The sequence below is a fragment of the Chryseobacterium ginsengisoli genome, assembly GCF_039542325.1.
Taxonomy (GTDB): Bacteria; Bacteroidota; Bacteroidia; order Flavobacteriales; family Weeksellaceae; genus Chryseobacterium; species Chryseobacterium ginsengisoli.
The window spans coordinates 115,759-137,853 of sequence record NZ_BAABHX010000001.1 but is presented as its reverse complement, the minus strand read 5'-3'; the positions used below and the strand labels follow the sequence as shown (position 1 = coordinate 137,853).

The window sequence follows — 22,095 nt, the reverse complement described above, 5'->3', positions numbered from 1 at the left end:
GAAAAATCGTATTTTTGCATATCTAAAAAAGTAAAAGAAAAGAATGAATTCCTACAAAAATCCTTTGGAAGAACGCTATTCAAGCGAAGAAATGTTATTTAATTTTTCTCATAACAATAAATTCCAGAATTGGAGAAAACTTTGGATAGCTCTTGCTGAAATCGAAAAAGACCTTGGACTTGACATTACAGACGAGCAAATCGCTGAATTGAAAGCCAATGCAGAAAATATCGATTATGATAAAGCTGCTGAATACGAGAAAAAATTTCGTCATGATGTAATGGCACACGTTCACGCTTATGGTGATGTGGCGCCTTCAGCAAAGGGAATTATTCACTTGGGAGCAACTTCAGCGTTTGTAGGAGATAATACAGATTTAATTCAAATTCGTGACGGACTTTTAATTTTAAAGAAAAAGTTGGTTAACGTGATGAAAAATCTTTCAGATTTTGCAATTCAGTATAAAGACCTTCCAACGTTAGGATTTACACACTTTCAACCGGCTCAGTTAACGACTGTTGGAAAAAGAGCAACACTTTGGTTACAGAGTTTAGTTCTTGATATCGAAGAGCTTGATTTCTTCTTAGAAACATTAAGATTTAGAGGAGTAAAAGGAACAACTGGAACTGCTGCAAGTTTTCTGGAGCTTTTCAATGGTGATTATTCTAAAGTTAAACATTTAGATAAAGAACTTTCAAAAAGATTCGGTTTCGAAAAAGTTTTCGGAGTTTCCGGACAGACTTACGACAGAAAAATCGATGCTAAAGTTGTTGCCTTATTAGGAAATATCGCACAATCTGCACATAAATTTACAAACGATTTACGTCTTCTTCAAAATTTAAAAGAAATTGAAGAACCATTCGAAAAAAACCAAATCGGTTCATCTGCAATGGCTTACAAACGTAACCCGATGAGAAGTGAAAGAATCGGAGCATTGGCAAAATACGTGATGTCTTTGACGACGAGCTCTGCAATGGTAGCTTCAACACAATGGTTTGAGAGAACATTGGACGATTCTGCAAACAAAAGATTAACAATTCCTCAGGCTTTCTTAGCTGTTGATGCGATCCTTTTGATCTGGAACAATATCATGAATGGAATCGTGGTTTATCCAAACAGAATCAACAAACATATTATGGAAGAACTTCCTTTCATGGCGACAGAATACATCATCATGGAAGAAGTAAAAGCTGGTGGTGACCGTCAGGAAATCCACGAAGTGATCAGAGTTCATTCAATGGAAGCGTCTAAAAAGGTTAAAGAAGAAGGCAAAGAAAACGACCTTATCGAAAGAATCTTAAATGACGATTCATTAAAACTAGATAAATCAAAATTAAAAGAAGTTCTTGATCCTAAAAACTTCATTGGTTTTGCACCAATTCAGACGGAAGAATTCATCGCGAATGAAGTCCAGCCGATTATTGACGCAAACAAAGATCTGATAGGATTAGAGGCTGATCTTAAAGTATAAATTAATATGCAGTCTTTTTGGGCTGCATATTTTATTTTAAAAGGTTTCATCATAATGCAGGGTTAATAATCCTGATTAATTTGTAAAATAAAAATAATTTATGACTTTAAAAAGTCTTCCCTTTTTTCTGTTCATTTTTCTTTCTGTGAAGAGTTTTTCGCAAAATCAGAAAGATGTATATACCATTATGGATGCCAATGCTGAAAAGATTACAAAAAATTCTGGGGCTTACTCCGTTTCCATTGGAATCCTGAAAGACGGGAAAATTTATACAAAACATTATGGCGAAATAGATAAAGGGAAAAAAAACAAAGCAAACGATGAAACTTATTTTGAGATAGCTTCAGTAACCAAGGTGATGACCGGACAATTGCTGGCAAAAGCTGTTGTTGATGGAAAAATAAATCTTGATGACGATATCAGAAAATATTTAAAAGGAGATTATCCCAATCTTGAATATAATGGTGTTCCGGTTAAGATTAAAAACATTGTCGCTTATAATTCCGCATTACCGCGAACATTACCTGATGATGAAAAACTCTATAAAAATATAACAAGTGAAACCCCATTTTTACTAAAAAAATTATCTGGTACTTACTCCCGAGATCAGTTTTTCAAAGACTTGAAAAATGTAAAATTAAAAGGACTTCCGGGAATAGAATACAATTATAGTAATCTAAGTCTAGAACTAACCGGGGTTATTTTGGAAAATGTATATGGGAAGAGTATTGAAAAACTTTTCGAAGAAAATATTTTATCAAGATTAAAAATGCAGCATACCCAATTCGGAGCTTATAAAACTGTGTCTGTAGCAAACGGATATCATGATGGGAAGCTGATGCCACATTTTGAATCAAACCTATGGAGCTCTTCAGGAATGAAAACGATATCGAGCATGGGAGATTTGATGAAGTTCATGAAAGACGAACTTTACTCGAAGGATAAGGTGGTATTGGAATCACAAAAAAATATTGATAATAGCAAAGAAAATTGGCATAGCTATTTTTGGGATAATTTTTATGTGAGTGAATATGGAAAGGTAGGCTATAAGCATGGAGGTGCTTATGGAACTCAAACTTGGTTTACCATTTATCCTGAGCTTAAAATGGGAATTTGTATAATTGTTAATAACAGTACACCTACAACATTTCCCGTTCTTCAGAATGCTGCTGGTGAAATTATGGAAGATTTTACAAAGTCTTCGGATGCAAAAGAGATCTATGGGTATACGTTAAAAGGAAATAGCATTTTGTTCAGCTATATCCATCCCAAAAACTTGGATGCCGGATTGCTCAATACTGTTTCTATTGCAGGTTCTTTTAACGATTGGAATTCTGAAAATAAAGAATACCAAATGATACAAAAAGATAAAAACAGGTTCGAACTGGAAGTTCCTATGTCCAAATTTGAAAAGGGTAAGACTTATTCCTTTAAATTTGTATTGAATAAATCGGGTTGGATATCAGCTCCCCAAAGAGCTTCTAATGCAGACGGAACACTTGATAAGAATTTGATGTTGAAGCTTTAAGGGATAAAGAGTATAGAGAATCATATATTGGTTCTGAAAAAAAAGAAAGTAATAAATCTAATATTTAAAAATCTGACATCTAATGTCTAATAACAAAAGAATTTTCGTAGAAAAAAGAGGAATTTTCGATGTAGAAAGTCCAAAAATTTTTGATGAAGTAAAAGCGGTTGCTCCGTCTATCCAAAGCGTAAAAGTTTATAACGTTTACGATATTTTTGGATTAAACGATGGTGAATTCGAAAAAGTGGTCAACAGCACTTTCGTAGATCCGGTTACTGATATTTTAATCGAAGAAAACCCTGCAAAAGGAATTTATTTCGCATTAGAATTTTTACCTGGACAATACGATCAGCGTGCGGATTCTGCGCAACAATGTATCGCTTTATTGACTGAAAATGAGAAGTCTAAAGTAAGAAGCGGAAAATTAATCGAGTTTGAAGGAGTTTTCGAATCTGATTTAGCAAAGATCAAAGACCTTTTAATTAATAAGGTTGAATCTCAGGAAAAAGATTTATCGATTTTAAATATTCCTGCAGAAGAAATACCGTCAAAAGTGATTGTTCACGAAAATTTCATCAATTTTGATGATGCTCAGCTTGAAGAATTCTTTAATAATCATGGTTTCGCGTTAGGATTGGACGATTTGAAATTTATTCAGGATTATTTTAAAACTGAAGAGAGAAATCCTACGGAAACGGAACTTAAAGTTTTAGACACCTACTGGAGTGACCATTGTCGTCACACAACTTTTGAAACAGAATTATCAAATATTGAATTTGGAGGACAGTTTAAACATACATTGGAAACGATTTTCAATGATTATATTGAAAAAAGAAAATTCTTAGGACGCGAATTGAAACCAATCTCTTTAATGGATCTGGCGACAGTTTGCGGAAGATATTTCCGTAAAACAGGTGATTTGGAAAACTTGGTGGTTTCAGATGAAATCAATGCTTGTACCATCCAAATCGAAGCTGAATACGATGGTAAAAAAGAACCGTGGTATTTATTATTCAAAAATGAGACACACAATCACCCAACAGAAATCGAGCCTTTTGGTGGCGCTTCAACGTGTTTAGGTGGTGCGATCAGAGATCCTTTGTCTGGACGTTCTTTCGTTTTCCAGGCGATGAGATTAACGGGTGCTGCTGATGTTTTGGAGTCAATTGACCAAACTTTACCGGGGAAATTACCTCAAAAAACAATCACAAAACAGGCTGCAAACGGATATTCTTCTTACGGTAACCAAATCGGTTTGGCGACTACGATGGTTTCTGAAATTTACGATGAAGGTTACAAAGCAAAAAGAATGGAAGTAGGTTTCGTTGCCGGAGCCGTTCCTGTTGATTGGGTAAGACGTGAAAAACCTGAAGCCGGTGATTCTATCATCATTTTAGGTGGTGCAACAGGTCGTGACGGTGTTGGTGGAGCAAGCGGAAGTTCGAAAGAACAGGACGAAACTTCTATTCACACGATGAGTTCTGAAGTTCAGAAAGGAAATGCGGTTGAAGAACGTAAAATCCAGAGATTGTTCAGAAATCCGGAAGTGACGAGATTGATTAAAAAATCTAATGACTTCGGAGCTGGAGGTGTTTCTGTAGCGATCGGCGAAATTGCTGATTCTTTGGAAGTTAATTTAGATGTTTTACCTTTGAAATATGAAGGTTTGAACGGAACCGAGCTTGCTATTTCTGAATCTCAGGAAAGAATGGCGGTTGTGGTTGAACCAAAAGATAAAGAAAAATTCATCAAGTTCTGTGAGGCTGAAAATATTGTAGCTGTTGAAGTTGCAAAAGTAACAGATTCCGGCAGAATGCAAATGTTCTGGAAAGGCGATAAAATTGTAGACCTTTCAAGAGAATTTTTGGATACCAATGGTTGTTCTAAAAGCCAGGAAGTTAAAATTACCCACCTTAATGAAGTAAAAGAAGAAACTCAGACATTCAATGAAGAGAATTTCTTAAAAATATTAAGCGATAAAAATGTAGCTTCTCAAAAAGGTTTGTTGGAAATGTTCGATTCTTCTATCGGTGCAACTACGGTTGCGATGCCTTTAGGCGGAAAATATCAGCAGACTTTGATGGAAGGAAGCGTTCAAACGTTGCCAATCATCGGAGCAAAAGATATTGAAACAGTTTCTTTGGCAAGTTGGGGATTTGATGCGGAGATTTCTAAGCAGAATTCTTTGTTAGGATCTTCTTACGCAGTTGTAGAAAGTGTGGCGAAAATCGTTGCAATGGGTGGCGATTATAAAAATATCAGATTCAGTTTCCAGGAATATTTTGAGAAATTAGGTCAGAACCCTGAAAAATGGGGTAAACCTTTAGCTTCGCTTTTAGGAGCTTACGATGCTCAAATTAATTTTGGACTGGCTGCCATCGGAGGAAAAGATTCAATGAGTGGAACGTATCAGGATTTGAATGTTCCGCCAACGTTAATTTCTTTCGCTTGTGCGAACGGAGAAAAGAAAAATATTATCTCTCCTGAATTTAAAGGTGAAGGAAATAAAGTTTATTTCTTCAATCATATCGCTCAGGAAAACGGACTTCCAAATTATGATGCTTTAAAAACTATTTTTGAATTTATTTTCGAAAATATCAAAGCTGGAAAAATCGTTTCTGTGAAAACGGTGAAAGAAGGTGGAGTTGCGGTTGCTTTAGCTAAAATGAGCTTCGGAAACAGATTAGGTGCTGAAATTACAGTTGATGAAAGTGTTTTATTATCGAAAAATATCGGTAGCTTAATCATCGAATCTAAAGAAGAATTAAGTGCTACAAATCTTCAATTCATCGGAGAAGTTAAAAATTCAAATGTTATCAAAATTAATGATGTTGAATTTGCAATTGAAAAATTATTAGCTGCAAATACCAATACGTTTGAAAATCTTTTCCCAACAGTTGAAAAAGAAAAATTGACGGTTGAAATTGATGAGAAATTAAACTCAATCAATCCTAGAAATATTATCATTAAAAAACACGGAATTGCTCAGCCAAAAGTATTCGCACCAGTTTTCCCGGGAACAAACTGTGAATACGATACGTTGAACGCTTTCGCAAAAGAAGGTGCAGTTGTGAATAGCTTACCTTTAATCAATATCAATCACCAGTTGTTGGACGAAAGTATTGATGCTTGGGTTGAGGAAATCAAAACTTCTCAGATTTTGGCTTTCTCAGGAGGCTTCTCAGCAGGTGACGAGCCGGATGGTTCTGCAAAATTCATCGTTAACGTTTTGAAAAACGAGAAAATGAGAAATGCAGTTCACGAATTGTTAGACAGAGACGGTATGATTATCGGGATCTGTAACGGTTTCCAAGCGTTGGTTAAATCTGGATTGTTACCTTACGGAAGAATCAAAGATTTAGATGAAAATTCTCCAACGTTGGCTCACAATGCAATCAGAAGACATATTTCTCAGATGGTGAACGTAAGAGTTGTAAATGACGAATCACCTTGGTTGAAAGGAATGAAAGATCAGATTTTTACCATTCCGATTTCTCATGGTGAAGGTCGTTTTATGGCTTCGGAAGCAGAAATTCAGAAGTTATACGAAAACGGACAGATTGCAACGCAGTATTTGGATTTAGACGGAAACATTGCTCATGGAATGCCTTTCAATCCAAACAATTCATTGTTCGGAATTGAAGGAGTGACAAGTCCGGATGGGAAAATATTCGGTAGAATGGGACACCCGGAACGTTTTGCAGAAGGGTTGATGAAAAATATTCCAACTGCGAATTACCACAACATATTCAAAAATGGAGTGGAATATTTCAAGTAAAATTTATTAAAATTTCAATATATAAAAGGATTCGGATGTAATGTTCGAATCCTTTTTTTTTATTAAATATTACTTTTTCTAATTTCAATTTGCTAACATCGGGATGATAAACTATTTGCACATTTTCTAAACCTCTTGTATAAATTTTGAGAATGTTTCAATTATGGTTTAAAAAATATTTTCAATATTTATTTATCATTAAATTATTTTACTTGAATATTCTTATTGCTTGTTTTTTTACTAATTTTGGTTCATAAAACTTTTGATTATGTTAAAAAACTACTACCTATTATTTTTCTCATTTTTTACAATGATTTTCGCGCAGGCTCAGTCCGGAAATGCGCTAGATTTTGATGGAGCGAATGATTATGTTACCTTCAATGTTCCTACGATGTTTAACAATGTTGCCACTCAGGATTTTACTATTGAGGCGAAAATAAAACCGACTGCTTATGGTATTAGTCGTGTATTTTTTGTACAGACAAGCAATTCGAACTATGTAAGTATTTTGATAAGTGGTGCAGGAATTATTTATGTTTATATAAGTGGAACTAATAATTTTATGGTTTCAAATGCGCTTACTTTGAATGCATGGAATCATATTGCAATTGTAAGGTCTGCGGCTCTCGATACTACGAAGATTTATCTTAATGGTGTTTCGGAAACTCTCTTAGGAGGTGGTACTACATCTTGGGGAACTGCAAATTTAATGTCTTTTGGAGCAAAAACAGATGGTTCACAGCTATTTAAAGGAACGATGGACGAATTCAGAATCTGGAATATCGAAAGAACCCAAAGCCAGATTACTGCCAATATGAATAATTCACTTGTATTGCCACAGACAGGATTGGTTTCTTATTATAAATTTAATCAGGGAATTGCGAACGGAAATAACCCAACTGTTACTACTCTGAATGATGAATTTAATACTGTAAACGGTACTTTACTGAATTTTGCTTTAACGGGTATCATATCCAATTGGGTGGGAACAGGAGTTTTATCTACGAAAGATGTCGATCATAATTCATCTTTTTCAGTGGCGCCGAATCCGGCAGAAAATGAAATAACAATTTCAGGACTTAAGCAAAAAACGGCTTACAAAATTTTTAATGCTGCAGGACAACTTCTTAAAACTGGTAATGTAGAGAAAGAAAATAATATTATTAAAGTATCAGAATTAAATACCGGAATTTATTTTATTAATTTAGATAATGAAAAAATAAAGTTCATTAAAAAATAAGTTTCTGGAAATAGTTATGAATAACGAAAATTCAAATAAAAAAATGACTGTCATCAATGGCAGTCATTTTTCAAATCTGGAGGGTTTCTATGAAGAAATTTCTCAACTTTTCATGAAAGATGAAGATTGGAAAGTCGGAACTTTGGATGGTTTTGATGATATTCTGTATGGAATTGATTCAAATATAACCTGGAAAGATTCTCAAAAATCAAAAGTGGATTTAGGTTTTGATTTAACGAAAGAATTCTATGAGAATAAAATCAGAATAGGAAAACCTTTCAATGTCAAATTAATTCAACAAAAACTGGATGAACTGATTGATGGAAACGGACAAACCTTATTTGAAATTTTAATTGAAATTATAGAATCACACGAAAATATTAAGCTAATTTTGGATTGATTTAAACTTGAACCATTAAGATTTAAATTTAAGAAGTTTAGGTTATTAAGTTTTATAAAAATTTAAGTTTAATATTATTTTCACGACCTAAGTTCAACGCAGTTAGTATTAGCGATGTCATCCTGAGCGGAGTCGAAGGATCTCAGCATTCTTAACTTCTAAAATTAAACTTTAATGATTCAACATTCAATTCAAAACAATTAAAAAAAATAAATGAAAAAAATGATGTACGGACTATTCTTCGGCGACAGCATCACTTACGGAGAATATGACGGAGTTTTTGGAGGCTGGGTAGATATCCTGAAAAGATATGCTTTGCAGAAATACAATGAAGGAAAAAGCAACGAACTGATTCTTTTTAACCTTGGAATAGACGGTGAAACAACGGAAGGTCTTGTTAAAAGAATTCCAAACGAAATGGCTGCCAGAAATTCTGCTGAAGGAAATATTGTTTTTATGGGTTACGGTGCAAATGATTTGGCTGTAAAAGAGGATATTCAAATGGTAAATCCTGAAAATTTTAAAACCAATATTTTAAAGGCAGTTCAGGAAGTGAAAAAATATTCCAACGATATTTATTTGGTGAGCATTCTTCCGTTTTCCAGCAATGTAGATGGAGTAGTCGTCGCTTCCGGAAAGTTGAGAACGAATGATGAGGTTTTGATTTACAATCAAATTCTGAAAGATATTGCGGTTGAAAACTCGTTACGTTATATCGATTTTCATTCCGCTTTTTTACAGGATAAAGAAATTTTACTTTCCAAAGACGGTGTCCATCCCAACGAAAAAGGATATGGAATGATGGCTGAAATTGCAATCCCAATTATTGAAAAATATTTATAATGCCTAATTTATTTTCTTATGGAACTTTGCAGAAAGAGCAGGTTCAAATCGAGACTTTTGGTCGAATTTTAAATGGCGAAAAAGATATTCTGACGGGTTACAAACTCGAAATGCTGGAAATTACAGATCCTGAAGTTTTGAGAAAAAGCAATCAAAAATATCACCCGATTTTAGGATTTTCAGGAAATGTTGAAGATGAAGTCGAAGGTATTTTATTTGAAGTCACAAATGAAGAAATTTTGCAAGCTGACGAATATGAAGTGTAGGATTATAAAAGAATTGAAACAGTTTTCAAGTCCGGAAAAACAGGATTTATTTATGTCGGAAAATAGATTTGCAAAATCAATTAAAAATATATTTCCAGTAGACCAAAATTCCGACAATTATAGATGAAATCGTCATTAAAATAACGGCTCCCGCAGAAATATCTTTAATGAAACCAATTCTTTTATCAAATTCAGGCTGAATAATGTCGCAGATCTTTTCAATAGCTGTGTTAAAAATTTCTGCAATCAAAACTCCGAATGAAACAGTTAAGACTAAAACGGTATCGATTGTAGAAAGTTTTAAATAAAAAATCAAAAGAAGATTGATAAAAAAGGCAAAAACCTCAATCTGGAAATTTCTTTCACTTTTAATCATCAGAAAAACACCTCGGAAAGCATTAAAAAAACTTTTATGAATGGGTGGTTTTCGCATTGTGAAAAGATTATTTACAAATATAACTAATTGATGAAAATAATTGTTAAATTTATCATCCTAATGAGAATCATATTAATCAAAAAAATAAAGTAGAGATAGTTAGAAGATTCTTTTGAAAAGTTGTTAATAACTCACATCATTATTCTTCTCCATCTATTTTCTATTTATTATATTTGTAAAAATTTATTTTTAAATCTATGAAATTTATTATTTCAAGTGGTGAACTGCAGAAGGCTTTGCAAACTGTAAGTGGCGTAATATCAAGCTCTCAATCGAGACCGATTTTAGAAAACTATCTTTTTGAATTAGACGGAACTCAAGTTACCATTACAGCATCGGATGGCGAAACGACTCTTGTAACTTCTCTTGAGGCGAAGTCTGATGATACAGGTAAATTTGCTGTTCCTGCAAAGATTTTTCAGGATTTCATCAAGACTTACGGTGAACAGCCCTTAACCTTGGTAGTGAAAGATAATGCAGAAGGAACGGGAAGTCAGCTTGAGATTTTAGATGAAAAAGATAACTTCGCGGTGGCATTAGATAATGCGGATGATTATCCTGAATTGCCGGAATTTGACGCTTCCCAAAGTGTTACAATGCCTGCAGGAGTTTTGTCTGAAGCTCTTACCAATACACTTTTTGCAACTAGTAATGATTCTCTTCGTCCTGTAATGACGGGAGTTTTGTTCCAGTTTGGAGAAAATGAAACGAACTTTGTTTCTACCGATTCTCACAGATTGGTTGTCTATAAAAGAATGGATTTGATGAACCCAGAACCAATGGAATTCATCATGCCTAAAAAGCCATTGAATATTTTCAAAAATATTTTAGCAAGTTCAAACGAAGACGTTACAATTGACTTCAACGAAAACATGGCTAAATTTACTTTTGGTAAACATATCTGGATCTGTAGATTGATCGACGGAAAATATCCGAACTATACAGCAGTAATTCCAAAGGAAAATCCGAATGTATTGACAATTAATAGAAATCTTTTGTTAGGAGCAATTAAAAGAGCTTCTATCATGTCAAATAAATCAACAAATCAGGTACGATTTAAATTGTCTGCAAACATTCTTCATCTTCACGCAGAAGATACGGAGTATGCAAACAAAGCAGATATGCAGATTCCTTGTGACTACAACGGAGAAGACATCAACATCGGATTTAGTTCTAAATTTTTAACAGAAATGTTGACAATTCTAGGTTCGGACGATATCACAATGAAAATGTCTCAGCCAAACAGACCGGGAATTATCGAACCTCTTGATGGTCTTGAAGAAAACGAAAATATCTTAATGTTATCAATGCCTGTAATTGGTTTGTAATATTAATTTAGATAAAATAATTTAAGAGGTTTTGATTTTCAAGACCTCTTTTGTTTTTAACAGAATCTATGCAGCAGAAAGAATAATCAATAAGAGAAATTAAACTCTTAAAATCTGTTATAAATTTCTGTATTTCTCAAAAAAACGCGACATTTGTAGCGCGAAAAATTCAAGTAAAATTTTCAAAATAAGCGAGGTTTTTTTAACCTTAAAAAATAATAATTTATCAGATGAAAATATCAAACAACTGGCTTAAAGACTTCATTAAAACGGAATTGAAAACTGAAAGAATCGGTGAATTCCTTACAGATATCGGTCTTGAAGTTGAAGGGATAGAAAAATTTGAAAGCATAAAAGGCAGCCTGGAAGGAATTGTTGTAGGTAAGGTTTTAACTTGCGAGAAACATCCGAATGCGGACAAATTAAAGAAAACAACAGTAGATGTAGGAAACGGGAAGATATTGAACATCGTTTGTGGAGCTCCAAATGTAGAAGCTGGACAAACTGTTCCTGTAGCTGTTGTCGGAACTAAAATCTATGATAAAACCGGAAACTTTTTTGAAATTAAAGAAGCAAAAATCAGAAGCGAAATTTCTCAGGGAATGATTTGTGCGGAAGATGAACTTGGTTTAAGTGATGATCACGGCGGAATCATGGTTTTGGATGAAGAAAAATATGAAGTTGGAAAGAATTTCGCAGATTATTTTGAAATTACAAATGATGAGGTTTTAGAAATCGGATTAACGCCAAACAGAACCGATGCGATGTCTCATTATGGCGTTGCAAGAGATCTTCATGCCTATCTTTCTACAAACAAGCAAAAGTCTGAGTTTGAAAAAGTATCTTCAGTAGTTTTGAATAACGAAGGTTCTCATGATTTTACACTGGAAGTTGAAAATGCAGAATTATGTCCGAGATATATTGGAGCGGTAATTGAAAATGTGACAGTTACAGATTCTCCGGCTTGGCTGAAAGACAGATTAAAAGCGATTGGGTTAAGCCCGATCAACAACGTTGTAGATATTACAAACTATATTCTTCATGGTTTCGGACAGCCGCTTCATGCTTTTGATGCAGACAAAATTGCAGACAAAAAAGTGAAAGTCGGAAATGTAAAAGAAGGAACAAAATTCACAACTTTGGATGGTGTTGAAAGAACTCTGAATGGTTCTGAAATCATGATCAAAGACGGAAAAGATAATCCGATGTGTATTGCCGGAGTTTTCGGTGGTGCAAATTCGGGAGTTTCTGCAGAAACAAAAACTATTTTCCTGGAAAGTGCTTATTTCAATCCGGTTGCGGTGAGAAAAGGGGCAAAATTCCACGGATTGAATACAGATGCATCTTTTAGATTTGAAAGAGGAGTAGATCCCAATATTACAAGAACAGCAATTACTCATGCTATCAAATTAATTCAGGAATTAACTGAAGGAAAATTAGTAGGAGAGTTGTTGGAAGAATATCCGAAGAAAATTGAGGATAATTATGTGATCATCAGATTCTCAAAAATCGAACAGATTTTAGGAACGAAAATTCACAGAGAAAAAGTAAAAGAAATTTTGAAAGCATTGGAAATTCAGGTTTTAAATGAAATTCAAAATGGTTATGAAATTTCTGTTCCTGCATACAGAGCGGATGTTACGAGAGAAATTGACGTTATTGAAGAAATTTTAAGAATCTACGGATACAACAAAATTGATGCTCCTCAAAAGATTTCGTTCACGCCTGTAAAGCTTAGTGCACAAGATCAGGATGAATTGGAAAACAACTGGGCAAGAACTTTACAAAGCCTTGGTTTCAACGAAGTAATGAACAACTCATTGACTTCTGTAAAAGATGAAACGGATGCTGTAAAACTATTGAATCCTCTGAGTAACGATTTGGCATTTATGAGAAAGTCTTTATTGGAAGGACTTTTACAAAATGCGATCTACAATATCAACAGAAAAAATCAGGATATTAAGTTTTTCGAATTCGGAAAAATTTATCATAAAAGAGAAAAATACGAGGAAAGAAAGCAATTGGCGATCCTTGTTTCCGGAAGAGAAGTTGCAGAAAACTGGTTGCAGCCAAAATCTGCTACAAGTTTCTATAATTTAAAGGCTTACGTTAAAGTTTTATTAGAAAAATTAGCGATTGATTATAAAGAGGTTGCTTTATCTGATGAAAGATTCTCCGATGCTCTAGCTTATGAAGTTGAAGGAAAAGCTTTAGTAAGAATCGGAAAAGTTGCTCCTCAAATGTTGAAAGATTTTGATATTGATCAGGATTGTTTCTATGCAGAAATCGAGTTGGAATTTGCTCAGGAATTACGTTCTAAAAACGAACTGAAATTCAAAGATATTCCTAAATTCAATAAGATCAGAAGAGATTTGGCATTGTTAATTGATAAAAATGTGAATTATGAAGATCTTTATCAGACTGCTAAAAAGAATAAATCTCCTTATATTAAGAATATCAATTTATTTGATGTTTATGAAGGGAAAAATCTTCCTGAAGGTAAGAAATCTTACGCAATGAGTTTTGAGCTTTTAAATGAAGAAAAAACATTGGAAGAAAAAGAAATTACGACTGTAATGGATTCTTTGATTAAATCTTTCCAAAAAGAATTCAATGCGGAATTAAGAGGTTAATTTTTAATTAATAATATTGAATACATAGAACGGACTTAAAAAAGTCCGTTTTTTTATTTGTAAAAATTTAATCATAATGAAAAAAACGACTATTGTTTTACTTTATTTTCTTAATATTTATGGATAAAAAACTACTGTTAAAAAACAATAAAATCCTCTGAAAACCGTTCAAATAATAATATTTCCGTAAATTTGGTTTAATCAAAAAGAAAAAAATGAAAAATCTTTTTTTAAGTATATGTACAGCAGCAGTTTTGGTTTCCTGTGGCACGATGTCGAGTTCTTCTGCATCGAAAGTTGGGAAGGCTCAACCTTCTCTCGCGGGTACAAAATGGGCATTGGCTGATAATGTGAAAGGAAAAATTCCTACATTGAATATTGAAGGCGAAAAAATCAGCGGAAATGGAGGTTGTAATAATTACTTCGGAACTGCGAAAGTAGATCCTTCTACTGGTAATTTTTCTGCAGGAGCATTGGGTTCTACAAGAATGGCTTGTGATAATATGAGTGTTGAGAAAAACTTCATGGATATGGTAGGAAAAGCCAACAAATATGTAATTACAGGAAATGTTTTAGAATTGTATCAGGATAATCTTTTATTATTGAAATTCAATAAAGCTGAATAAAACAAAAGGAACTCGATTGAGTTCCTTTTTTATGTTTAGATAGATTGTTATTAATCTTCCTCTTCTTCGTCGTACTTAGCCAACTCTTCATCACACCATTTGAACGCAGCTTCTACTACCTTTGTAGCTTCATCTGCCATCGTTTCTTCATCATCACCTTCCAAATCGTCTAACCACTCAACTTCTTCTTCCTCAACGTTTAAGATAAATCTTGGATATTCTGTATGAACCACGAATAAATCTTCTGGAAATTCCGAATTATCTGCTAATAAAAACTTTGGTAATTTCATTTTTCTAATGTTTTAACTTTAAATCAAAGATAATAAAATTATTGGTATTTGTTCTTGTCGATCTTAATTTTTTGTAAAACTTTATACCTCGTTAACGTAGTTTTCTGAAGTGTATCTTTTGCTTTTGAAGTAAGCGTAATGTTAGGATTGACCGTACTCATCAATTCCGCGACCTGTATTTTATCAAGTTCAAGTTCTTCTATATTTTCAAGATAAAACTTCAAAGGAACTTTATCCAGTTTTTCGGATTGTAAAAACAGTTTCATTTCTTTTCTGTTTTCAAGATAATTTCCTTTTGAAAGCCATGTAAAAAGAATTCCCGACATCACACTTAAAAATCCTATTGCATACACTTTACTATTAAATAGATGAAACAGTTTTCTAAAATAAATCAACCAGATCGGAAGGCTGAAAGGCGCCATTAATCTATAATCAATCGCATTGACAGGATAAAAATACTGTACAAAATAAGAACAGACAATTCCTGCAATACTTACGAAAACAAAGAAAAATTCAGTTTCTGTAAGTTTATATTTTATAAAAAGATAAATGATTAAAAGGATATTTAAAAAGCCGATTCCATAAATAGCATAATTGATCATTCCGCCTCCCGGATTTGCAATGTGAATGAACGGATTGAAGGTTGTACACAATCCCTGAAACAATTCAACCAATAATTTTGAAGTTGGATATAAACCAAATGTTAGAGCATTTTTTACATAATTTTCATTAAAATAATCAATGAACAATAGTTTATATAAAACCACAAAAATTCCGCCAATAATCCCTGAAATAATAAAAGTAGAGGCATATTTTCTTTTCCAGAAAACCAATCCGAAAAGTCCGACTCCGCCAATAATGAAAAGTGAACTGTATCTGATGTTATAAAGTGCAATTAAGCTTAATGAAAGATAAAAAATAGCTTTCCCTTTTTCTAATTTTCCTTCAATAATTAATGAAGAAACATATAAAAATAACACGACAAAAGGCAAGATCAGAGCTTCACTCATCGTAAAAGAAAAGATCGAAAGGAAACTGAATAAAGCACATAAAATAATAGATTCTCTAAAGAAAAATTTCTTTTTCCATGTAAATAAAATGATAAAAAGGAAAGCTGAAATTCCAACAATTTTACTTCCCCAAAATTCATCAAAACCAAATAAAGTAAAGAATTTTATACTCAAAGGATACCCTAAAGGTGTCGTTGTATTATCGATCGTCGGAAAAACGTGTGCAAAACGCATATAACGGATGGAATCAGGACTCATGCGCCCTTTTTCATTGAGTAAAAAACGTAAAATGGTCACCACTAAAGTAATGATGACCAATGATATCTGAATATATTTTTCTTTAATTTTTGTCAAAGTTGCAGTTATTAGGTTATAGATTGCAGGTTTAGAGCCTAAATTTATAACTTATAATTCACAACTTAAAAATTATTTTGAAAACATTTTAGCAACTTTTTCGGCTTTTTTGCTTTCTGAATAATCATAGAAACCTTCTCCTGATTTTACGCCTAATTTTCCAGCCATTACCATGTTTACCAACAATGGATTCGGAGCATATTTAGGATTTTTGAATCCGTCATACATTACATTTAAGATCGCCAGACAAACATCAAGACCGATAAAATCGGCCAATTGAAGCGGTCCCATCGGATGAGCCATTCCCAATTTCATTACTGTATCAATTTCTTCAACACCTGCAACACCGTTGTAAAGCGTTTCGATCGATTCATTGATCATAGGCATTAAGATTCTGTTTGCCACAAAACCTGGGTAATCGTTAACTTCTACGGGAACTTTTCCTAACGTTTTGCTCATTTCGTAAATTGAGTCAAAAGTTTCTTTAGAAGTAGAGTAGCCTTTGATGATCTCAACCAGTTTCATGATTGGAACAGGATTCATAAAGTGCATTCCGATTACTTTATCAGCTCTTTTTGTAGCTGCAGCAATTTTAGTGATAGAAATTGATGAAGTATTCGTAGCCAAAATACAGCTTTCAGGTGCAAGTTCATCCATCTGACCGAAAATTTTCAACTTTAATTCCTGATTTTCTGTAGCCGCTTCTACGATAAGATCAGCATTTCCTACAGCATCCTGAAGAGCCGTGAAAGTCGTGATATTTCCTAATGTTTCAGCCTTTTGTTCTTCCGAAAGGTTTCCCTTTGCAATTATCCTGTCAAGATTGGTAGTAATGGTTTTCAAACCTCTGTCTAAAGCTTCCTGTGATACATCTACCAAGTTTACTTTAAACCCGCTTTGTGCGAAAGTATGTGCAATACCATTTCCCATGGTTCCTGCTCCGATAACTACAATGTTTTGAATCATTTTTCCTTATTTAGTTTTAATTATTTATTCTTGATTAGAGTTAAATTTCTTGCGTTGGAAAGATCAGCTTTTTTTACTGTTTCAGTTTGTTCAAAACTTACCCTTCCGTCACGATTTTTTTGTCTTGTATTATTTTGATTATCAATGGCAGCTTTCAATCCACTGATAAATTTGGTTTTCTGGCTTTTAGAAAATCCATCGGTTCCTATGTAAATATTAAATTCACCCTCTCTTCCCAAACCACTTTGTCTGTAAGTTTCGAAGCCTTTTATTTTATTCTTTTTCTGAAATTGGCTGATAAAATCCATCACAGGTTTATCCGACGGAGTTCCACAGCAAATACTGTGATAGCCTATCTGTAAATAGTTTTCACTTTTTTGAGCAAAGAATAATACTGAGCTGAATAATCCGATTGTTAATAATATTTTTTTCATTTTTAATGGTTTTAAAATTAAGATTAAAATTTTACTTATTAAAATAATCCCACACAGTCTTTGAAATGTCTGAGATCATTTTGCAGTTCACCACATCCGTTTCCGTTGAGTTACTGACAAATACAGCTATTGCATAATGCTTGCCATTCGGTAAAGTTACGATGGCAATTTCGTTTTCTGCACCCGTTAAACCCGCATCATTCTTGCCTGAAGATCCCGTTTTTCTTGCGACAGGCGTATCTTTTGGAAGTTGTTCAATTAATTTATTTTTTCCGGTGGAAGTTGACAGCATTACTTTCATCAGATAATCAGTCGATTTTTTTGACAATAATTTTCCATCATAGAACTTTTTCAGAACGTCAACAGCTGAAGTCATCGTGCTGTAATTTTCATATTGAGCATTCCAGTCTTTGTGCATCGCAGCTTCATTAAATTTGATCTGAAAACCTTTTACACCTTTAGAATCCATGAATTTCTGAACAGTTTGTGTTCCGCCCAATAATTTCAGCATAATATCGCAGCCGTTATTGTCACTTTTCGCTACTGTAAATTCCAAAATTTCACTTAAAGGGACTTCAATACCTCCATTTGGATATTTATCGCGAAGTGGCGACCATGTATTTTCTAATAAATTCGATTTATCCAGTAAAATTTTTTGGTCTAATGAAAGTTTTCCTTTATCAACAAAATCCAAAACAGCCGCTGCAATATGAAATTTGAAAACACTCTGCATCGGGAGCTTTTTATCTGCATTTTTATTGTATTTAAAACCATTTTCAAAGCCCAGAACGGAAATTCCGACCGTCGCATTTTTACCTTTAATAATGGAATTGATTTTTTGTTCTAAAGCTGATTGCTGAGCGAAAGTAAACGCAGAAATCAATAGAAATAATAGTCCTAATTTTTTCATAATAACTTGCTAGTGATCTTTATTTTAACCGCAAAAGAAACAAAAGAAATACCATAATGTTTAAATACTTTTAGCTTATTAAAAGTTTTCAAAAAATAAAAAGAAGATTTTTTTTAAAACTTTTGTGCTCTTTTTTCAATTTAATAATAAACTTAAAATAATTAAGGCGATAATCTTTTGTTTCTTTTGTGGTTAAAAAAATTAAAAAATAAATCCCTCTTAGAAACTAAAAGGGATTTGCAATTTAAGATTTTTTCTTACTTCACTTCAAAATAATTCAGGTTGACGCCGTCATTTTCGAAATAGATTCGGATTTTATTTTCTCCTTTTTTAAGGTTAATTCCTTTTGTCGAAGCTGTTTTCCAAGTTTCATTTCCGCCTGTTGAGCTTAATGAAACAGTTGCCAATTGCTTTCCTGAAGCATCTTCAATCCTGATTTTTGCATCGTTGTTGCTTGCGTAATTTATGTCAAAAGTATAAGCTTTATCAGCCTTTGAATTGATTGTGTATTGAATCCATTCTCCGCTTTCTGTTTTTCCGACGTAATATTGATTGTCTTTCGATTTATAAATATCAACACCATCATTTCTCAACTGATTTCCGGAATTCCATTCAGATCTTTTTGCCGCATCACTTACCCAAAGATTGATAAAATCTTTATCCAGATATGCAGAACCCATTCTTCCCAAATCATAATCTGTCGCTAAGATTTTCCCCGGAGCCTGAAGGTTTTTGAAAGGTTTTGTGGAACCGTCTTTTGTCTGTCTGAACATCGCATCAATAATATCATTTTTAATTTCAGTATTGCTGAATTTATAATTGTCTGCAATTTGCATTAAAGCTTTTTTTGCAAATTCTTTAGATGGTTTTTCGCCGCCGTTTTTCCAATAATCTAATAATTTTTGATATTCAGGAGTGATTTTTACATTGGTAATTCCTGCAATATTGTCGATTTTTTTCATTGGCCAGAAAGCGTAACCGATATTATGCCTATCTAAAAGCTGGATCAGCTCTGTAAACCAAACATTCGAATTTTCTCCCGTTTCTCCCAACCAAATCGGAATATTGTGCTTTTCTCTTAAATCTAAAGCAAATTTCAGTGTTTCATCATTATTATAGTTCCAATATTTGTGGAAGCTGAAAACCATATTGTTGTCCCAAAGTGGAGTTAAACCATTATAATTATTTCCCCAACCGTTTCCTTCGATGATGATAATGTGTTTTTTATCAATTGTACGGATTGCTTCCGTAATTTCTTTTTGTAGTTTCCAAAGCGGAGCGTTCGACATTTCGTCGGTTCCGTTTGGATTTTTCCCTGTAAAATTAATATTTGGTTCATTGATTAAATCATATCCGCCAATCCAAGGTTCATCTTTATATCTTTCGGCTAGTTTTTTCCAAAGAGCAATTGTTTTTTTCTGATTTTCTTCGCTTTCCCAAAGTGATTTTTTTGTTTTATCGTTGTCAGAAATATTCACGTCATTTCCTTGTCCTCCCGGAGCTGCGTGAAGATCCAGAATCAGATACATTTTATTATCTGCACACCATTTTAAAATATCATCGGTCATTTTAAAACCTTCTTCCAGCCAAGTATTCTGTCCTTTTTTCGGTTCTTTTTCAATCGGTAAAGTGTACAGATTATAATGCATCGGAAGTCTGATCGAATTGAAACCTGCTTTTTTCAGAAAATCAATATCCTGTTTTGTGATGCCGTTTTTCAGATAAGCTTTATAAAATTCATTCATTCCGTCTTCACCGATCAGTTCTGCAATTTTTTCCTTGATCTTGTATTGCGGACCTGCAAAATCGGCTGTTTTCAACATATAACCTTCCTGCAACATCCATCCTCCTAAACAGAGACCTCTTAATTGGATATTTTCACCTTTATCGTTTACAATTTTTTGACCATTTGTTTTTAAAAGCTGTGATGTCCCAAATTGAGACAATAAAAAAGCGGATAATAGGATGACTCTTTTCATAGTAGTTTAATTATTTAAATATTATGGGGTTGTTTTAAGAATTATTGTTTTAAGTATTCACAAATATATTTAAAAAATATTGAAGAGAAATGAACAATTGAATGAATTATTGAAAATAAAAAGCGAGTTTATTAACCCGCTTGTAAATATTTAAAATAATTAATGTAAATGATAAGAAATGACCGCTAATGAAAAACCTATGAGTATTTGTGGAATAATTTCTTTAATTTTTGCATTTCTAAAATAATAGAATCCAATGATTAGAAATAAAATTCCTGTAATAATGGTGCTAGTCAAATCAACATAAATTGAGAAACTTTTAAAATTTTCAATTTGATTATATAATTGAAGAATAATTTCAAATAAAGTAATTACTAAGAACAGCGTATTGAAGTAGTTGATCACTTTACGATTGATTATAAACTTTATAAAACCCGCTACACCAAAAATTCCTTTAAAAATTGTTATAAAAACATTCCAGTTATTAAAAGGTGACAACTGTACGAATGTTTTATAAGGCTGATAAATGCTTTTAGTAATATTGTAATCATCAATTATAAATAAATAACTGATATATAAACACATTAGTGCCAAATACAGAATTAATACAGGCAAAAAGTATTTTTTAATATTATTCATTAAGAAATCAATTTCATAATCTCCAAAGCTACTTTTAATGCTTCAGTTCCATCTTCAATCGAAACTTCTACATGTTTATTTTCGGTAATAGAATCTGCAAAAGAATTCAGTTCATCCAAAATCGCATTATTAGGCTGAATATTAGGATATTCAAATAAAATCTGATTCTTTTCTCCATCGGCATTTTCAATGATCATATCAAATGGAGTAGGGTTTTCAGGAGCATCTTTCATACGGATAACTTCTGCTTTTTTCTCAAGAAAATCAACAGAAATATAAGCATCTTTCTGGAAGAAACGGCTTTTTCTCATCACCTTCATGGAAATTCTTGAAGTGGTAAGATTGGCAACACATCCGTTTTCAAATTCGATTCTTGCATTGGTAATATCCGGAGTTTTACTTACTACACAAACGCCGCTTGCGTGAATATTTTTAACTTTAGATTTTACAACACTTAATAAAATATCCAAATCATGAATCATCAAATCCAAAACAACAGAAACATCTGTTCCGCGTGGATTGAATTCCGCCAATCTGTGAATTTCAATAAACATTGGATTTTTAATGAAATCTTTTGTTGCCATGAACGCAGGATTATATCTTTCAACATGTCCAACCTGAGCTTTAATACCATTTTCCTGACATTTCTGAAGAATTTCTTCTGCCTGCTCTAGAGTTTGGGTTACAGGTTTTTCAATAAAGAAATGAAGACCTTTTTCAATAGCTTTTAAAGCATAATCGTAATGATAAATCGTTGGTGTTACAATATCCAACATATCAATCTGATCAAGCAATTCATCAAAATTTTCGAAATATTTATAACCGAATTCGGCTTCTAATTTTTTGCCGTTTTCTACATCTTTATCGTGAAAACCTATAAATTCGTATCTATTAGACTGATTTAGAAGTCGTAAATGGATCTTTCCTAAATGTCCGGCACCTACCAAACCTGCTTTTAACATAG

At 33.1% G+C, this 22,095-nt stretch carries 19 protein-coding genes; 10 read left to right on the top strand and 9 right to left on the bottom strand.

The genetic code is table 11. The features are described from left to right. Positions 1 to 43: 43 nt before the first annotated feature. The 7 genes from purB to ABD940_RS00695 all read left to right on the top strand — a co-directional run bounded on the left by purB (position 44) and on the right by ABD940_RS00695 (position 9,526). On the top strand, positions 44 to 1,471 hold the full coding sequence (purB, locus tag ABD940_RS00725) for an adenylosuccinate lyase (protein WP_062161694.1): 1,428 nt from the start codon (positions 44 to 46) through the stop codon (positions 1,469 to 1,471). 100 nt (positions 1,472 to 1,571) lie between these two features. Continuing rightward, positions 1,572 to 2,999, top strand: coding sequence for a serine hydrolase (locus tag ABD940_RS00720; RefSeq protein WP_345199665.1), 1,428 nt, complete (start codon positions 1,572 to 1,574; stop codon positions 2,997 to 2,999). A gap of 82 nt (positions 3,000 to 3,081) precedes the next feature. Further along, complete coding sequence (locus tag ABD940_RS00715; protein WP_345199664.1) at positions 3,082 to 6,777, top strand: phosphoribosylformylglycinamidine synthase; 3,696 nt, start codon at positions 3,082 to 3,084, stop codon at positions 6,775 to 6,777. Between the two features lie 268 nt (positions 6,778 to 7,045). Then, positions 7,046 to 8,017, top strand: a complete 972-nt coding sequence (locus ABD940_RS00710; protein WP_345199663.1) for a LamG-like jellyroll fold domain-containing protein — start codon at positions 7,046 to 7,048, stop codon at positions 8,015 to 8,017. A gap of 16 nt (positions 8,018 to 8,033) precedes the next feature. Then, on the top strand, positions 8,034 to 8,417 hold the full coding sequence (locus ABD940_RS00705; RefSeq protein WP_345199662.1) for a ribonuclease inhibitor: 384 nt from the start codon (positions 8,034 to 8,036) through the stop codon (positions 8,415 to 8,417). A 213-nt stretch (positions 8,418 to 8,630) separates the two neighbouring features. Next, positions 8,631 to 9,260, top strand: a complete 630-nt coding sequence (locus ABD940_RS00700) for an SGNH/GDSL hydrolase family protein (RefSeq protein ID WP_345199661.1) — start codon at positions 8,631 to 8,633, stop codon at positions 9,258 to 9,260. Next, positions 9,260 to 9,526: a gamma-glutamylcyclotransferase family protein gene (locus ABD940_RS00695; protein WP_345199659.1), complete on the top strand. Its 267-nt coding sequence runs from the start codon at positions 9,260 to 9,262 to the stop codon at positions 9,524 to 9,526. The genes ABD940_RS00700 and ABD940_RS00695 overlap by 1 nt, the downstream gene beginning before the upstream one ends. Positions 9,527 to 9,602: 76 nt before the next feature. Here ABD940_RS00695 and ABD940_RS00690 read toward each other — a convergent pair whose 3' ends face one another. Continuing rightward, complete coding sequence (locus ABD940_RS00690; RefSeq protein ID WP_345199658.1) at positions 9,603 to 9,959, bottom strand: diacylglycerol kinase; 357 nt, start codon at positions 9,957 to 9,959, stop codon at positions 9,603 to 9,605. Between the two features lie 200 nt (positions 9,960 to 10,159). Here ABD940_RS00690 and dnaN point away from each other — a divergent pair, with 200 nt between their 5' ends. The 3 genes from dnaN (at position 10,160) to ABD940_RS00675 (ending at position 14,549) form a co-directional block, all read left to right on the top strand. After that, positions 10,160 to 11,290 (top strand): DNA polymerase III subunit beta, encoded by a 1,131-nt coding sequence (dnaN, locus tag ABD940_RS00685; protein ID WP_345199656.1) that lies wholly within the window; start codon positions 10,160 to 10,162, stop codon positions 11,288 to 11,290. Between the two features lie 230 nt (positions 11,291 to 11,520). Next, positions 11,521 to 13,923: a phenylalanine--tRNA ligase subunit beta gene (gene pheT / locus ABD940_RS00680; protein WP_345199655.1), complete on the top strand. Its 2,403-nt coding sequence runs from the start codon at positions 11,521 to 11,523 to the stop codon at positions 13,921 to 13,923. A 215-nt stretch (positions 13,924 to 14,138) separates the two neighbouring features. Continuing rightward, a complete protein-coding gene (locus tag ABD940_RS00675; protein WP_345199654.1) occupies positions 14,139 to 14,549 on the top strand; it encodes an META domain-containing protein in 411 nt (136 codons plus the stop codon). A gap of 50 nt (positions 14,550 to 14,599) precedes the next feature. Here the strand turns inward: ABD940_RS00675 and ABD940_RS00670 are convergent, their stop codons facing one another. The 8 genes from ABD940_RS00670 to ABD940_RS00635 form a co-directional block, all read right to left on the bottom strand. After that, on the bottom strand, positions 14,600 to 14,839 hold the full coding sequence (locus ABD940_RS00670; protein WP_002977986.1) for a hypothetical protein: 240 nt from the start codon (positions 14,837 to 14,839) through the stop codon (positions 14,600 to 14,602). Between the two features lie 38 nt (positions 14,840 to 14,877). Then, positions 14,878 to 16,203 carry a hypothetical protein gene (locus tag ABD940_RS00665; protein WP_345199652.1) on the bottom strand — a complete coding sequence of 442 codons (1,326 nt, stop codon included), beginning with the start codon at positions 16,201 to 16,203 and terminating at the stop codon, positions 14,878 to 14,880. Between the two features lie 72 nt (positions 16,204 to 16,275). Continuing rightward, positions 16,276 to 17,166: a 3-hydroxybutyryl-CoA dehydrogenase gene (locus tag ABD940_RS00660; protein WP_345200704.1), complete on the bottom strand. Its 891-nt coding sequence runs from the start codon at positions 17,164 to 17,166 to the stop codon at positions 16,276 to 16,278. A gap of 23 nt (positions 17,167 to 17,189) precedes the next feature. Continuing rightward, positions 17,190 to 17,603: a hypothetical protein gene (locus tag ABD940_RS00655; protein WP_345199650.1), complete on the bottom strand. Its 414-nt coding sequence runs from the start codon at positions 17,601 to 17,603 to the stop codon at positions 17,190 to 17,192. 31 nt (positions 17,604 to 17,634) lie between these two features. Next, a complete protein-coding gene (gene bla-A, locus ABD940_RS00650; RefSeq protein WP_345199649.1) occupies positions 17,635 to 18,513 on the bottom strand; it encodes a CGA/CIA family class A beta-lactamase in 879 nt (292 codons plus the stop codon). 257 nt (positions 18,514 to 18,770) lie between these two features. Further along, positions 18,771 to 20,492, bottom strand: coding sequence for a cellulase family glycosylhydrolase (locus ABD940_RS00645; RefSeq protein WP_345199648.1), 1,722 nt, complete (start codon positions 20,490 to 20,492; stop codon positions 18,771 to 18,773). Between the two features lie 159 nt (positions 20,493 to 20,651). After that, positions 20,652 to 21,131 carry a hypothetical protein gene (locus ABD940_RS00640; RefSeq protein WP_345199647.1) on the bottom strand — a complete coding sequence of 160 codons (480 nt, stop codon included), beginning with the start codon at positions 21,129 to 21,131 and terminating at the stop codon, positions 20,652 to 20,654. After that, the gene (locus ABD940_RS00635; RefSeq protein ID WP_345199645.1) at positions 21,131 to 22,093 is read right to left on the bottom strand and encodes a Gfo/Idh/MocA family protein; all 963 of its coding nucleotides are present in this window, start codon (positions 22,091 to 22,093) and stop codon (positions 21,131 to 21,133) included. The genes ABD940_RS00640 and ABD940_RS00635 overlap by 1 nt, the downstream gene beginning before the upstream one ends. Between the last annotated feature and the right edge of the window lie 2 nt (positions 22,094 to 22,095).